Annotated in this window: 16 protein-coding genes; 8 read left to right on the top strand and 8 right to left on the bottom strand. The window is 44.6% G+C overall.

The window, feature by feature from the left end; genetic code table 11:
* The first annotated feature begins 12 nt into the window (after positions 1-12).
* Positions 13-336, top strand: coding sequence for a YnfA family protein (locus EL341_RS11780; protein WP_047781529.1), 324 nt, complete (start codon positions 13-15; stop codon positions 334-336).
* A 43-nt stretch (positions 337-379) separates the two neighbouring features.
* Here the strand turns inward: EL341_RS11780 and EL341_RS11785 are convergent, their stop codons facing one another.
* Positions 380-1,288 (bottom strand): bifunctional helix-turn-helix transcriptional regulator/GNAT family N-acetyltransferase, encoded by a 909-nt coding sequence (locus tag EL341_RS11785; RefSeq protein WP_074822564.1) that lies wholly within the window; start codon positions 1,286-1,288, stop codon positions 380-382.
* Positions 1,289-1,526: 238 nt separating this feature from the next.
* Between EL341_RS11785 and EL341_RS11790 the strand changes: the two genes are divergently transcribed.
* Entirely contained in the window at positions 1,527-1,817 is a 291-nt protein-coding gene (locus EL341_RS11790; RefSeq protein ID WP_126467848.1) for a hypothetical protein, read from the top strand.
* A 59-nt stretch (positions 1,818-1,876) separates the two neighbouring features.
* On the opposite strand, the gene EL341_RS11795 is transcribed toward EL341_RS11790, so the two are convergent.
* From EL341_RS11795 to frsA, 5 genes are all read right to left on the bottom strand, one after another.
* Complete coding sequence (locus EL341_RS11795) at positions 1,877-2,992, bottom strand: DUF1266 domain-containing protein (protein ID WP_126467850.1); 1,116 nt, start codon at positions 2,990-2,992, stop codon at positions 1,877-1,879.
* 80 nt (positions 2,993-3,072) lie between these two features.
* On the bottom strand, positions 3,073-4,326 hold the full coding sequence (gene proA, locus EL341_RS11800) for a glutamate-5-semialdehyde dehydrogenase (RefSeq protein WP_074822556.1): 1,254 nt from the start codon (positions 4,324-4,326) through the stop codon (positions 3,073-3,075).
* An 11-nt stretch (positions 4,327-4,337) separates the two neighbouring features.
* Positions 4,338-5,441 carry a glutamate 5-kinase gene (gene proB, locus EL341_RS11805; protein ID WP_126467852.1) on the bottom strand — a complete coding sequence of 368 codons (1,104 nt, stop codon included), beginning with the start codon at positions 5,439-5,441 and terminating at the stop codon, positions 4,338-4,340.
* A 116-nt stretch (positions 5,442-5,557) separates the two neighbouring features.
* Positions 5,558-5,956, bottom strand: coding sequence for a sigma factor-binding protein Crl (crl, locus tag EL341_RS11810; RefSeq protein WP_126467854.1), 399 nt, complete (start codon positions 5,954-5,956; stop codon positions 5,558-5,560).
* A 60-nt stretch (positions 5,957-6,016) separates the two neighbouring features.
* Entirely contained in the window at positions 6,017-7,264 is a 1,248-nt protein-coding gene (frsA, locus tag EL341_RS11815) for an esterase FrsA (protein WP_074822544.1), read from the bottom strand.
* Positions 7,265-7,876: 612 nt separating this feature from the next.
* Between frsA and EL341_RS11820 the strand changes: the two genes are divergently transcribed.
* The 6 genes from EL341_RS11820 to EL341_RS11845 are packed head-to-tail and all read left to right on the top strand — an operon-like array spanning position 7,877 to position 13,904.
* On the top strand, positions 7,877-8,401 hold the full coding sequence (locus EL341_RS11820; protein WP_074822541.1) for a Csu type fimbrial protein: 525 nt from the start codon (positions 7,877-7,879) through the stop codon (positions 8,399-8,401).
* A gap of 38 nt (positions 8,402-8,439) precedes the next feature.
* A complete protein-coding gene (locus EL341_RS11825; RefSeq protein WP_164720462.1) occupies positions 8,440-8,967 on the top strand; it encodes a Csu type fimbrial protein in 528 nt (175 codons plus the stop codon).
* A gap of 10 nt (positions 8,968-8,977) precedes the next feature.
* Positions 8,978-9,544: a Csu type fimbrial protein gene (locus EL341_RS11830; RefSeq protein WP_074822537.1), complete on the top strand. Its 567-nt coding sequence runs from the start codon at positions 8,978-8,980 to the stop codon at positions 9,542-9,544.
* 26 nt (positions 9,545-9,570) lie between these two features.
* Positions 9,571-10,350 carry a fimbrial biogenesis chaperone gene (locus EL341_RS11835; protein WP_074822532.1) on the top strand — a complete coding sequence of 260 codons (780 nt, stop codon included), beginning with the start codon at positions 9,571-9,573 and terminating at the stop codon, positions 10,348-10,350.
* Positions 10,351-10,367: 17 nt separating this feature from the next.
* Positions 10,368-12,908: a fimbria/pilus outer membrane usher protein gene (locus EL341_RS11840; RefSeq protein WP_232036559.1), complete on the top strand. Its 2,541-nt coding sequence runs from the start codon at positions 10,368-10,370 to the stop codon at positions 12,906-12,908.
* A gap of 6 nt (positions 12,909-12,914) precedes the next feature.
* Positions 12,915-13,904 carry a Csu type fimbrial protein gene (locus EL341_RS11845; RefSeq protein WP_074822529.1) on the top strand — a complete coding sequence of 330 codons (990 nt, stop codon included), beginning with the start codon at positions 12,915-12,917 and terminating at the stop codon, positions 13,902-13,904.
* A 72-nt stretch (positions 13,905-13,976) separates the two neighbouring features.
* Here the strand turns inward: EL341_RS11845 and gpt are convergent, their stop codons facing one another.
* Both gpt and EL341_RS11855 read right to left on the bottom strand, forming a co-directional pair.
* A complete protein-coding gene (gpt, locus tag EL341_RS11850) occupies positions 13,977-14,435 on the bottom strand; it encodes a xanthine phosphoribosyltransferase (RefSeq protein WP_047781539.1) in 459 nt (152 codons plus the stop codon).
* 151 nt (positions 14,436-14,586) lie between these two features.
* Positions 14,587-15,087, bottom strand: a complete 501-nt coding sequence (locus EL341_RS11855) for a glutathione peroxidase (protein WP_074822526.1) — start codon at positions 15,085-15,087, stop codon at positions 14,587-14,589.
* Positions 15,088-15,208: the final 121 nt, after the last annotated feature.

Here is a 15,208-nt window from a genome sequence, read left to right on the forward strand (position 1 = left end):
CTGAGCAGATTGATGTTTAAGATCCTATTTCTATTTATTGCCACCGCGCTGGCTGAGATTATTGGTTGTTTTCTCCCCTATTTGTGGTTGAGAAAATCAGCATCCGTCTGGATATTACTCCCGGCGGCAGGCAGTTTGGCACTATTTGTGTGGTTGTTAAGCCTGCATCCCGTCGCTAGCGGTCGGGTCTATGCGGCCTATGGTGGGATTTACGTTGCTACTGCGCTGGTCTGGCTCAGGTTAGTTGATGGAGTCAAATTATCGATGTATGACTGGCTGGGTGCTTCGGTGGTGCTGGCTGGAGCATTGATTATTATTTTGGGCTGGCGAACCTGATAGCCATAGAATCAGGAGGAAGCCCGTGTCTTCCTCCGACTTATTAATGTAGTTCTTTTAACATCAATATTTCACAGGCATGATGCCCACTGTCGCCAATTCGCTCGGTAACGTACTTAAAACCTAGCGATTCATACAGTTTTAATGACTCCTTCAACACCTCAGTACTTTCTAAATAGCAGTAGTCATATCCGGCTTCCGCCGCAAACGCCAGCGCGGCCAAAACCATACGACGAGCAATGCCCATCCCTCTGACGGAAGGCAGGAAAAACAGTTTCTGTAACTCACAATAACCCTGCTGTATTGGTGCAATACCTACACCGCCAGACACTACGCCATCCAGTTCAACAATCCAATAGCGACACCCCTGCTGCTGATAAACCTCAGACAATTGATGTAGAGCTGGATCGGAAAAGCTAAACCCTTCACGCCCCAGCAAGCCATATTCACCAAAGACGCTTAAAATAATCTCAGCCATGGCGGCATTATCTCTGACTTCTATGGGCCGAATAGTAACTGTGCGCTCAGCCTGTCGAGCAACGCTACGTATCGCCGACACATAAGTTTTCATGGCGGACATTAATGCACCATATTCCTGTGAACTCATTTGCCCCAGGATTTTAGCGTTGTAACGATTAGCTTTATTATTGAGATCGGCTAACTGCTCCCTGCCTTTCGGCGTAAGCTGATTTAAGCTACTGCGACCATCTTGTGGATTAGGCTGTACTTCAATCAATGCCAACTGTTTTAAACCCTGAAGAGTGCGGCTAATGCCAGACTTATCGACTTTAAGCAATGAAGCCAATACCAAACCAGACAGCGGTTTTTCCTCTAACTCAATCAGAATATGCGCTTGTAGAGGAGAAAGAGTCGTTCCACTTACCCATTGGTCCATTACGCCCAATTCCCTGACCAAAGAACGAGATAACCGCCTTAGTGATTCTGGTTCCATTGCTATAACACCCCAATAATTAGTTGCGATAATTAACTAAATATAGTTTACATCAACAACCATATTATGGAAATACCCTTCACTTGGTTAACAGCACGTATGGCGTTTGACATCAGCGGATAATGAAATAGTCTGAATTAACCTATTTTGCGCGGTATACATTCCAACAACGAATCATTTACTCACAAAAACTCGTCTATATTTATTAAATACGGATTATTTAAAAATGGAGCAACCAATGGGAAAAATACTTGTTGTATCACTGCTATCGCTATTTGTTCTGGCGGGCTGTAACAGTACACCAACAGTAGGTAACTGGTTCAAGATCAACACTTCAGCGGAAGAGGCTGATAATGATAGAATTCAGTGCGAAACGGAAAGTAAATTATCCGCTAATCCCGCTTTTCATCGCGATCCGGTCGGTGAAGTGGATTCCGATCAAGTCATTGATAGCGGGTTAATTAGAGAGCAGCAGCAGATTAACTTAGTTGGGGAGTGTATGCGGGCTAAGGGATATAGCAATGATTGATTCTGAATGATAAAAGCCAAAACCCGCATAAATATGCGGGCTTTTTGAGATACGACAAATCACATAATAACAGTTTTATTTATTACGGATGAAGAAAGCGCTAAATCCGAGCTCTTCATAAAACCATGACGCATATCATCACTTAACGATATGCCAGGTGGCGTAGGCCATGGTAATAATGTTATTGGCCAGTCACAATGCGCCTTATAGTTATTATATTGCTCCAAACGATCTTTAATCATCGAATAGTCATTCGACCAAAAAGCGTGCCCCAATCGATAATTATTATAATAACTGTCAAAACTATCAAATAACTCATAAATCATATCAGCCGTTTTTAATATATTATCCCAGGCCAATCTTTCACTAATAATACCGGCACAGAAACAATTACGGCTTAACTTAATCACTCGCCACAGATCAAACGCCCATACCAGTGCTGGTGGTCGCCCATCTTTACCTGATATAGCACAGCTTTGAACATAATCTTTTGGTAATTCAATCAGCGCAGCTAACGTTGTTACCATTGAGCCGTTATTCTCCTGATGCATATTGACAAAAAAATGTCTGGAATGCATGCCAGCCCAAAGTTTTTCAACGATACTCTGATAACCATCAATATCAACAATTCCCCAATCATTATACAACCCTTCTCGATGAGCTTGAGGTGATGATGGTTCTAATAATGGGAATGTTTCAGCCGGTTGTTTTAATCGAGCAGTTAATGGGTAATGCTCCAGAGTTTCAATCCAAAAGCCATATCCATAGGTAGCGACAATATCAAGACGCAAAGCCAAACGCTTACGCTCATCTAACTGAGTTAAATTTCCCTGATGATAATAACGTTGTTGTTCACGCACCGGCGCTCTCAAAATCCATTGCGCCATCATGATGATAATTACAATGCCTACCGCAGTACTGGCCCAGAGAGAAAAAAAGATATTTAGCCTGCCTGAAACATTATCCAGACTGTCGATGCCAGCGAAAATTAGACATGAAATCCCAATACCAATCGCCGTCGCTATTACGACTATGATACCAATAATGGCCATTAACGGGTGTAAAAGTCTAATAACCCCCTGCAATTGATTATTTTGATATATCTGCCAAACAACCTTATACCCCTTAACCGGAAAATCCCGGAAAAGCGGATGATTCTGCATAAATTCCTTCATAAAGCCACGGTCTTCCTTCAATAAAATAAAAGCTGCTCAACAATCGATGGCAGCTTTCAATCATATATAGAAATAATAAATTAACGGCGGATCAAATCATCACCGTAGCCAATCCACTTATACGTGGTTAATGCTTCTAGTCCCATTGGACCACGAGCATGCAGCTTCTGGGTACTAACGGCAACTTCTGCCCCCAGTCCAAACTGACCACCGTCGGTGAAACGCGTGCTGGCATTAACATATACCGCAGCGGAATCTACTTCAGAAACAAACCGATTGGCATTAATCAATGATCGGGTCAGAATGGCATCAGAGTGGGCACTACCATAAGTACGAATATGCTCAATGGCCTCATCCATGCCCTCAACCACTTTGACGTTTAAATCCAACGATAACCATTCCTCACCATATTCTGGATCGTTAACCGCCACCAATTTCACCTCACCACCGCTGAGGTACATCATTGCTTCAGGTGAGGCATGTAACGTCACACCACAACTGTGCATTCTCTCGCCCAATTTAGGCAGAAACTCTGCGGCAATCGACCGATGAACCAACAACGTTTCCAGCGTATTGCAGGTGCTTGGGCGCTGAGTTTTTGCATTCTCAATAATGGTTAACGCTTTATCAAAATCCGCACACGCGTCCACAAATGTATGACACACCCCAATACCACCGATAATCACCGGAATCGTTGAGTTTTCTTTGCAGAGTTTATGCAGCGCTGCCCCGCCGCGAGGAATAATCATATCCACATAGCGGTCGAGCTTAAGTAGCTCATTAATTAAAGCGCGGTCGGGATTATCAATAGATTGCACCGCAGCGGCCGGTAGACCGCACTTCTCTAATGCTGACTGAACCACTGCCACCATCGCCTGATTGGTATTAACCGTTTCTTTACCACCGCGCAAAATCACCGCGTTACCGGTCTTCAGGCATAAGGAGGCCACATCAATCGTCACGTTAGGCCGTGATTCATAAATCACGCCAACCACCCCTAAAGGCACGCGACGGCGCTGTAAACTTAAGCCGTTATCCAGCTGTGAGCCATCAATAATATGTCCAACCGGGTCGGTTAAACGATAAACATGGCGCACATCGTTAGCAATCGCCGCTAAACGGGATGGCGTTAGCTGAAGACGATCGATCATCGCTTCACTTAGGCCCGCTTGTTTAGCTTGCTCGATATCTTTTTCATTAGCGGCCAGAATCACTTCACTATTGGCTTCCAGCGTATCGGCGATAACGGCCAAAGCCTGATTTTTCTTAGCGGAATTTAATACCGCCAGCTGATAAGAAGCCTGTTTAGCAGCTCGTCCCATTTGTTCTAACATTGGTTACACTCCTAATTGATGATCATATCGTCCCGATGAACGGCAACCGAACCATATTCATAACCTAATATGGTATCTATTTGTTGAGAATGGTGACCGGCGATCATCCGCATTGCATCACTGTTATAACGCGCTACACCATGGGCCAAATCTTTGCCCGCCAGATCCCGAATACGGATCACCTCTCCGCGAGAGAAGTCCCCTTTCACCTCTTTAATACCTTTTGGCAATAAAGAGCTACCTCGCTCCAGCATGGCTTTAACTGCACCATCATCAATACTAATTTCGCCCGCCGGCGGTGCGCCAAAAATCCAGCGTTTGCGGTTTTCCAGCGGTGAGGTTTGGGCATGAAAACGTGTGCCAACAGACACATCATTAATCACATCACCAATCACACCTGGCTTATTACCGGCAGCAATAACCACTTCGATCCCGGCTCTGCCAGCCACGTCTGCCGCCTGTAATTTAGTGGCCATTCCTCCGGTACCCAAACCGGAAATGCTATCACCCGCAACACCACGCAAAGCATCATCAATACTCTGAACCTCACGAATTAATTCGGCATCTGGATTATGGCGCGGATCGGCAGTAAACAAGCCAGGTTGGTCGGTTAGCAATAACAGCTTATCGGCCCCGCCCAGAATAGCAGCGAGGGCGGACAGATTATCGTTATCGCCCACCTTAATTTCAGCGGTAGCGACCGCATCATTTTCATTGATCACCGGAACAATCTGATTGTCCAATAACGCCTGCATCATATCGCGAGCGTTTAAAAAGCGTTCACGATCTTCCAGATCGGCGCGAGTGAGCAGCATTTGACCGATATTGATTCCATAAATAGAAAACAGCTGTTCCCAAAGTTGGATCAAACGGCTTTGCCCCACAGACGCCAGCAGCTGTTTGGAGGCGATCGTCGCCGGAAGTTCGGGGTAACCCAGATGTTCTCTACCGGCAGCGATCGCGCCGGAAGTCACAATAATAATACGATGCCCAAGCGCATGCTGTTGAGCACACTGGCGTACCAGTTCAACAATATGAGCACGGTTTAAGCGTAGTGAACCGCCCGTCAGTACACTGGTTCCTAACTTCACCACCAGCGTTTGGCTATTATTCATAATTATTCTGCCGTTAAATGCTAAAAAATGATGCAAGAGACTCTTTTTATCAGGTGTCACGCGTTATGCCAACAGGCATAACGCGAAATAAGCAGGAATTGGAGAAAAATATCTAATCAGGCGGGGGATTTATCCTTCGCTTCGGCACTAACCATCGGCCGAAACGTTAACTTAATAGAAGTTAAATAACGTTCGAGTTTCAACAGAAACTCTTTTAGGTTTTCATCGATTTCTTTCTGAACATCAGCATCTTTGATAGTTTTTACCTGCCAGTCCCCGGCTTTGTCATAAAGCCCGATTTGAGTACGGTAAGTAAATCCCTGCTCATCAGCTTCAATATCCATCCACCATCCCCAGAACTCCCTTTTTTCCGGAGAAGGCTTGCTGCTAACACACACCGTCAAACAATCAAAAAAATAGTGATTTCCTTTGCATTGAGACTCCCTAATGTAAGGCCCCAAACTCACAAACTCTTTCAGTAACCGACTTCTTGGGTGACCATTTGGTAACAGCATTATGTTTTACCCCTATGACTCTACTTTTTAACATTTATTTGGTTAAAAACCCGTCAGATACTAACATAGTTTCTGTTTAATCCATCCTGTCAATTGTTCCAGTCCGCTATTTAAGTTACTCAGCAATGGTGTCGAAGCGACGCTAATTAACTTTCCATCACAAGCCGACGAGACGATCAACTTTGATTCAGACAGCGGGCTAAACACATCTTTTTCAAAGGCCACTGAGCACATCGGCGCCGGACAACCTCGCCCCAACAACCCCTGATTTTTCAATGAATAACGACTGAGCTCAGCGTGTAATACATTATCGGTAGTTGAATCTAACTTTAAGCGGCTGGCAATGGTGTCTCTGTATACCATTGGGGTTAACCGTTGATTGTCTTTATTAACGAACAAATCATGCACAATGGGACCAACGCAGGCCACGCCGCGTAAACGTCGGGACTCAAGATAACCTAAACGAACCGCAACATTGGCGCCAAAGCGAATACCCAATGCCACAACGCGTTGGTGATCCACCCAAGGAACCTGATCCAATTGATTCAGCACCTGACGATGTAGCTGACTGGTATCTTCCGTGAGCGTCCATTTAGAAGAGAAACCGATAGAGGGTAAATCAACGCATAACATCGCAATGCCCTGCGGCGCTAGATATTGACGAAACAACTGATGATAATCACTTTGCAGATTATCTAAACCACCGCACATTAAAACCGTAGGATAAGGGCCGGTTCCGGTTTGTGGCAAATGAAGAAACCCGGTTAGCGTTCCACCTTCTACTTTGAACTCAAGAGATTTCAGTTCATAAGGCAGATAGCTGGCGGCCTCTCGATAAGCGCGATCGGCCAGTAACTCCGCCTGTTGAGCTAACACGTCACCGCGTAAGTGAGGATAGCTGGCGATGCTGTATAAATGGCAGGCTTTCAACCAATAACGCCCAGCCTTGGCCGGATCTTTACAGGCTAAATCCAACGCCTCTTTTTGCCAATGCATGCCTTGTTTAGCCCATTCATAAATCCAGTTGCCGCCCCGGTAACCGACTACCGTATCCAACATGAGATTATCAGTACGTTCATTGGTCGAAGCGGCAATTCGTGACAGAACCTCTTCAACCTCAATGGGATCAACACCGCGCCAGGCCCAAACAGTTTTATTAATCATGCGGTACCAGTTTGACTGAGTTTCCCCATCCAACGGTGAATTGATGCTGGCCGTTGTCTGCACGACACGTTTAACTAACGTGGAGGTTTCCGGATGTTTAAAAGAAGGTTTAAACAGCACTTCTGAAAGGTTGGCTTTTGGCATGATAGCGACGGCGGTCTCCTGTATGGCTTGGTAACAGCGATTTATAATAACAGGTTTAAAAGCATGACTTCTGTAGTGTACCCAATAAACGGTAGCAGATGAAGGTAACCTTCCCTGTCTTTACGCAATACCCGCCGTCATTTTGTTAGAACACCATTTTGAGCCAAGCCCAATTTATTTTCCTACTAAATTACAATGTTATTATCTAAACGTTCGATTAAAACGTTTAAAATATTCGATAGAAATAAATTTTTTATAATATATCTGGCAAAAGAGAATACTAACGATAAAAAAACATCATTATTAATATAAATAAAGATGAATATTTAACACCGCTTTAATTTTAAAACCATCGTCTCATGAATCGTTAGTTTTAATCAAACCAACGAACTGATATCAAAAACTTTTTCTGAAAAAGCAGTAGGAATCACAGTTTAAAAAAAATCAACGTTAAGCATTGGAACATTTTAAATTCCTGACTATATTCATTATTAACAACCTAAATTCATCATGCTTAATATTTATTTATAGTTGGCAAACGCTGTCTATTCTATTCACTCAGTAGATTGCAAAGCATTTAAGTTAAACAATGACAATGTCCGGAGTTGCTGTATGAAAAAAATATTCATTACACTGGCCTGCATTACATCTGTAATCAGTGCGACAAATGTTTTTGCTGCCGGTAGCGTCAGCGGAAGCTTGGGCGTTCAGTTAACCGTAACCAATGGGTGTGCGATTAATGGCGATGCGGCCTCAACGGGTTCCGCCAACATTGGTACCTTGAATTTTGGCAGTACTTCAAGTCTGGCAACGGCAATTACCGGTACCTCAGCAGGGGCGACCAGCGGTGCAATTAAAGTTCAGTGTACCAATACGCTGCCCTACTCTGTCGATCTGGATAATGGTGTCAACGCTGACGGGGCCTCACAACGTCGTCTAAAGCAGGGCACTGAATATGTGACCTACAACCTGTATAAAGACTCCAACCGTAGCACGCCTTGGGAAAGTGGAACGCCGCTAACCAAGACCTCAACCGGTGCCCCTGACGATCTGATCGTTTATGGTCAAGTGCCGCCGCAATCCACCCCATCAGCGGGCACCTATGCTGATACTGTGTTGGTCACTGTAAGCTGGTAAATCAAACCGATTAGAAGATAGCTATATCAGGGGCAGGAATGAGTGTATGCAACAAATGTAATCAATCCATTGTATTGATGCTGACATTTATGCCCCTGTCACCGGCTTTTAGCGTAACCACCAAGTCTGCCTCGGTCACCATTAGCGCTAACGTGGTTGCCGCCTGTAATGCGGGTTCTATATCAGGTGGCAACACCACCTTCGGCACGCTTAATTTTGGCACCTACAGCATCTTAAACCAGGAAATCAAACTAACGGGGCAAGCGAATGCCGGAGCGATTCTGGTGCAATGTGCACCCGGCGTGAATTATCAAATCGTCATGAATGGGGGTAACAGCGGTAATACAAATCAGCGCTATATGTCAGGTAATCAATTTGCTCAACATGTTAATTATAATTTATATAGCGATGCTAACTATTCCACCATCTGGGATGGCACTACCGGGATCACCAAAACGGCTACCGGGCAACAGGAGTGGGTAAATGTTTACGGACGTGTTCCAAGCCAGTCCTCTCCCGTAGCAGATACCTATACTGATACGGTTCAAGTCACTGTAAGCTGGTAGGAGACGCTATATGTTATCTTCTACTTCTATTCGATATCTTCGTGTCCCCAGCCAGTCTATTTTTCTAATTTCGCTGTTTGCTGCTTTTTCCATTTCAGCTGATATCCGCCAACAAAGTTTTTCCGTCAATGCCACAATTACCCCCGGCTGTATTTTAGGTACTGGTAGCACTGATACTAGCAATTTCGGCAATATCAATTTCGGCAACAGCATTGCCACCCTATTTAGTAATGTCGATATCACCTCAACCCAAAATGCAGGCTCCATCGTTTTAAAATGTACTCCAGGGCTCAACGCAACACTTAGCATCGATAGCGGCTTATATAGCGGCGGAAGCATCACGAATGGACGATTAATGAAGCTCACCAGCGGAACAAGTACGCTTAAGTATCAGCTTTATCAAAATGTTAATCACACGACTATTTGGGGGAATGGCAGCAATGGAGGGCCGACGCTGGGCGTCTCGGCTAATGGAACCGTTCAACAATTCGACATTTATGCCCGTTTATTTTCGACAACCGTGCTTCCTGCAGTAGGTCAGTACAGTGACACGGTACTTGTCACTGTTAGTTATTAATTTTTTTATTTACGGATGAGATAAACATGAAAATAACAAAACGACTCAATCTTTTTTTGATTCCCCTATTCATTGGGTTTTGCCTCTATAACCAACCTATTGCCAAAGCAGGCTCCATTTTAATCTGGCCTATCGATCCGGTGATTGAAGACGACCAAAATGCCACCGCTCTCTGGCTGGAAAATAAAGATAGCAAACCGGCTTATATGCAAATTCGAGTTCTGGAATGGCAGCAGCTCAACGGTGAAAACCAATATCAAAAACAAAACGATATTGCCGTTAGTCCTCCTTTCGTTTTAATTGAACCGGGCAAACGCCAGTTAGTCCGACTAATAAAAAATACTCAGGTACCGGCCAATCAGGAACGCGCTTATCGAATTCTGATTGATGAAGCCCCTCGGGCTAAAAAAGCAGATGAACCCGACGACAGCAAAAATGTCAGCATTGGCGTTAAATTCCAAATGCGTTATTCGGTTCCTTTATTCGTCAGTGGGTCAGGCGTCTGGACCAATCCGGATTACACCAAAAATCGAGATATCAAAACCGCGACCGCCCCAAAACTTAGCTATCGCCTGACCAATCAAAACGGCCAACCATCCATTGAAATACGCAATGAAGGAATCGTTCACGCTCGCCTGTCACAGCTGAGCACCCAATCAGGTACAACTTTAGTCAATGGATTACTGGGCTATGTTTTACCCGGAACAACCATAAATTTACCGTTACCTGGAAATATCAATTCAGGCAATAAACTACAGGCTTTGATTAATAATAATCCAGATCCCGTTCCGTTAATCAGACATTAATAGTTGCTGAGTTGAAAATGAATAGCGGCAATGGCCTGAGCTTTATCGGACTTTCACGTTTTATCCTCTCGTCTGGGATGGCTACTCGTCTGACTTTTTTACTCGTTCTCATCTCTTCTGCAACGCATGCATTGGATAATAAACACCTTCCACCTTCACCAGCAAAAACGACATCTGCAATGGCAGAAAAAGTAGATTTACCGCCGCAGCCTGTTGCAGAAAACGATGCTCTACCGGAAATGTCCTTAATGCTGGAAATGGTGATCAATGGTCGCCCAACAAATCAGGTTGTTCCTGTTACCTACCGAAACGATCATTATTACTTGTCTGCTGAGTCCTTTAATCGGCTTGAACTACCAATAAAAATCGCCGATGTACCGGAAGTAGAAGTTGATACGCTGAAAGGACTTAATGTCAGCTATGAAAGTGCCACACAGCAGCTTTTAATCTCTATTCCGTCTGACCTTTTGCCCAAACAGCATATTTCTGATTATAGAACCACAGAATTTACCCCAGCAGAAAGCGCCCTTGGGTTACTGTTTAACTATGACATTTACGCTAACCACTCTACGGGCAAAACACAGACGGATTATACTTCTGCCTACACTGAGCAGCGACTGCTAGGTGCTTTCGGTATTCTGTCCAACACTGGCGTTTACAACCATAACATTCGCTCTGACAACAACGGCCCTACCGATAACCGCTATCTACGTTATGACACCAAGTGGTACTACACTGATGAACAGCGTATGCTCAAATACAGTGTGGGAGACATTATTACTGGTTCGCTGCCATGGTCCACATCGGTCAGACTGGGTGGGCTACAGGTTTCACGAAATTTCTCAGCACGCCCTGACCTGATTACTTATCCATTACCACAGTTCGCTGGGCAAGCGGCAGTCCCCAGTGCAGTGGACGTTTATATTGATAGTTATAAATATTCCAGTACTAATGTGAACCCTGGTCCATTTGCCATTGAAACCATGCCCTATATCAATGGCGCTGGCGATGCCACCGTCGTTGTTACCGACCCATTGGGACGTCAGGTCAATACCTCTGTCCCCTTTTATGTTTCCAGCGATTTACTCAAGCAAGGGCTCTTCGACTTCAGCGCATCCGTTGGCAAAATCCGTAATAACTATGGCGTTAAAAACTTTGATTACGATAATAGTGCCGGTAATGGAACGCTGCGTTATGGCCTGACCAACTGGATGACGCTTGAAGGCCGCGTAGAAGGGGCCAGCGCGCTAAAGGTTGAAGGTGCTGGTGCTAATATCATGCTGGGTTCCTTCGGTGTATTAAGTGCTTCATACAGCACCAGTCAAGCCAAGGCCGGGGCATTCAAGCCGGTCAATGACCCGGTATTTTCTGACGGTTCCCATCCCCAACCGGTCAGTAACTCAAAAAAAGAGAACGGCAATCAAAAGTCCATAGGCTATTCCTATAACCAGCGTTATTTTAATATCCATGCGCAGCGGGTCATGCGTGATGAAGAATATGGCGATCTCTCAAGCTACAAAAGCAGCTATCGATTAAACAAACAAACCGATCAGATTACCGGTAGCACTTCACTGGGGCAGATCGGAACGCTAGGCGTTGGCTATTTCGATATTCATAATTTTGATAACAGCCGCCTTCGACTACTCAACCTTTCTTATAACACCACCCTGTTTGGCAATAATAGTCTGTATGCTTCTATTAACCGTGAAATTGGTACTTCCGGCTATAGCGCCCAACTGATTATCAATATTCCGTTAGGAGACATGAGAAGTGCCTCAGTCACCTCCAGCCGAGACGAACATAATAATTGGTCACATCAGGCATCCTATAGCCGTTCCGCCCCCACCGATGGAGGACTCGGATGGAATGTTTCCTATGCCCAAAAACCATCTGGGCAAAGTGATTACAAACAGGCTGGTCTGGACTTTTCTGGCCGAAAAATGCGTATTCAGGGAGGGGTATACGGCAGTGATGATTATACCTATTGGGGTGAACTCAGCGGCTCGCTGGTGGCTATCAAACAGAATGTCTATGCCTCCAGAGCGATTAATGACGCCTTTGCTCTGGTCTCAACCACTGGCTACGCCGATATTCCGGTTAAATACGAAAACCAGTCTCTGGGTAAAACCGACAGTAATGGATATCTGCTCATTCCAACCGTCACCTCCTATACCAATGGAAAATATGAAATTGATCCGCTCAATTTACCTGCCAATATTAAAGTTTCCGAGGTCGAAAAATATCGATCCATTCAGCAAGGTGGTGGAGCGGTTATTGAATTTCCGGTCAGCAAAATTATTCCGGCAACCCTAACGCTGGTGGATACCAACGGTGTGCCGATTCCCAGGGGCAGCATTATCTATTTAAACGGGAAAAATAACGTTAGCTATGTCGGTTGGGATGGGGATTCCTATTTAGAGAACCTGAGTCAGGAAAACCAGTTAGTGGTACAGCGAGCTGATAATAATAAACAGTGTCAGGCACATTTCAGTTTACCTAAGCCGTTACCAAAAGGTGTTCTGGCCCTTAATACGATCGTCTGTTCAGGAGAGCAATAGAGCATAATGATAAAAAATAAAACCGCTATCCATATTACCATCAGGCTGGTTAAAACCAGTATTATACTGTTCCTGTTATTTCGAACGCTGGCGGTCGAAGCAGCCTGTTCCGTGGCGGCAACACCGAACCCAATCAATTTTGGTACAGTCAGCTCTTTTACCGTTTACAACACCAACCAGAAAACCTTAGGCCCTGGGGGACTCAGCTGCAACAGATTAGCGATTCAAGTATTACCCAGTGACTATCTGATTGCCACGCTGACTTCAGATAATCAGCTGTATTTAGTTAATGAACAAAATTCAAGTGCCAAAATTCCCTATACGGTGTATGCCGATAAAGACTATAAATATCCTTACCCACTCGGTACTCCGTTTAACTTCAGCACCTCCATTCCCGGCGTTAACTTGCTTTCATTACTGGGCGTTAGCCTCGGGTTTTCTACAACTCTGTATGTGATGACCTCGGTGAATGCCAATGTCCCTGCTGGCGTTTATTCTGACTATATTCACGTTAACTGGAATTACGGTATCTGTACCTCCCTGATCTGTATACCGCCGCTAACGGGGATTGATAAAGGAAACGCCACATCCACTATCAAAGTCACACTCACGGTCACCAAGGATTGCATGATCAGCAGTACGCCAGATGTTAACTTCCAGGGTCAGGCATTAGTGGAACAGTTCACCTCGGTTAACAATAACATTATGCTGACCTGTACCTTACAAACCCCGTTTAAAGCCTATTTCAGTAATGGCAGTAACTATAGTGCGCCCTGGCGCCAGATGAAAAATACAACCACCACGGATATGCTGCAATATAATATTTACTATCCTAATACCACTACCGTTTGGGGAAATACCGCGCCAGCAACCAACAGCGGAACCGGCACTGGCGTGACGCAAAGTCTTTCTTATACTGCAACCATTAATCCAAACCAGCCGGAGAAACCGGCCGGAAGTTATACGGATACCATTATGTTTACGCTGGAATATTAACGTTTAAAAGAGACAGACAAGCCCAAAAAATAAGGCCCGATATTATCGGGCCTTATTCTATTAATCTAATAATCAGCAATCGCCAATAGGCTTAACGAAAGTAATGCCCATATCCCAAGGCTGCTCAATCCAAGTGTCCTGAGGAATATCGACCACGTAGTCATCCACCAGAGGTCTACCGGCCGGTTTGGCAAAAATCGTCACAAAGTGCGCTTTCGGGTACATATCACGAATAGCTTGTGCAGTGCTGCCAGTATCAACTAAATCGTCAATCACTATAAAGCCTTCACCATCACCTTCAGCACGCTTCAAAATTTTCATTTCACGTTGGTTGTCATGGTCATAGCTGGAAATACATACCGTATCAACGTAACGGATGCTCAACTCACGCGCTAATAAAGCGGCAGGAACTAAACCACCACGGCTTACCGCAATGATGCCTTTCCATTGTTCTCTTGGCAGTAAACGACGGGCAAGCTTGCGGGCTTCCATTTGCAACATATCCCAGGTGACGACGTATTTTTCGCTCATATCAATCGAATCCCAGCCAACTAAATGTGGCTTTCCTAATATTCAGGGGAAAAAAGTTGCAGGGGATTATAGAGATGCCGGCCAATAAAAACCAGCGGTTAAATCAGACAAAAATCCACCCGCTTATTACTAACCATGAAAAATCATAAGGTTAACCTAAGCGAGATAGGTTAAGCCCCTGAACAATTTTTTCCGTCAGTGCTTCTGGTTTGGTTACAGGCGCAAAACGTTCGATTTTCTGCCCCTGTTCAGTAATCAGAAATTTGGTGAAGTTCCACTTAATGGCCTGATTCCCCAATAACCCCGGTGCCCGTGATTTTAAATAGAGATACAGTGGATGCGTATTAGCGCCATTCACCTCAATCTTGGCAAAGAGCGGAAAGGTGACTCCGAAATTCAACTCACAAAATGCCGCAATCTCCTGATTATTGCCCTTTTCCTGATGACCGAACTGATTACAAGGAAAGCCTAAAACCATCAATCCGCTATCACGATAAGTCTGCCAAAGTTGCTCCAGCCCTTTATATTGTGGCGTAAAACCACACTCACTGGCGGTGTTGACCACTAAAATAGCCTTGGCTGGAAAATCGGCCAGCGTTTTAGCCTGCCCCGTGATGGTTGTTAATGGAATCGAAAACAGATCTTCTGACATGAAATACCCCGATAAATTTATGCTGCTATTAGTCATTATAGCGAATAAATCATCTGATATTAGCGATAAACTAAAAAGGGCTATCTATATATATAGCTCTACGGTTAATATTCAACTATAC

The sequence above is a fragment of the Pragia fontium genome, assembly GCF_900638655.1.
GTDB classification, from domain to species: domain Bacteria; phylum Pseudomonadota; class Gammaproteobacteria; order Enterobacterales; family Enterobacteriaceae; genus Pragia; species Pragia fontium.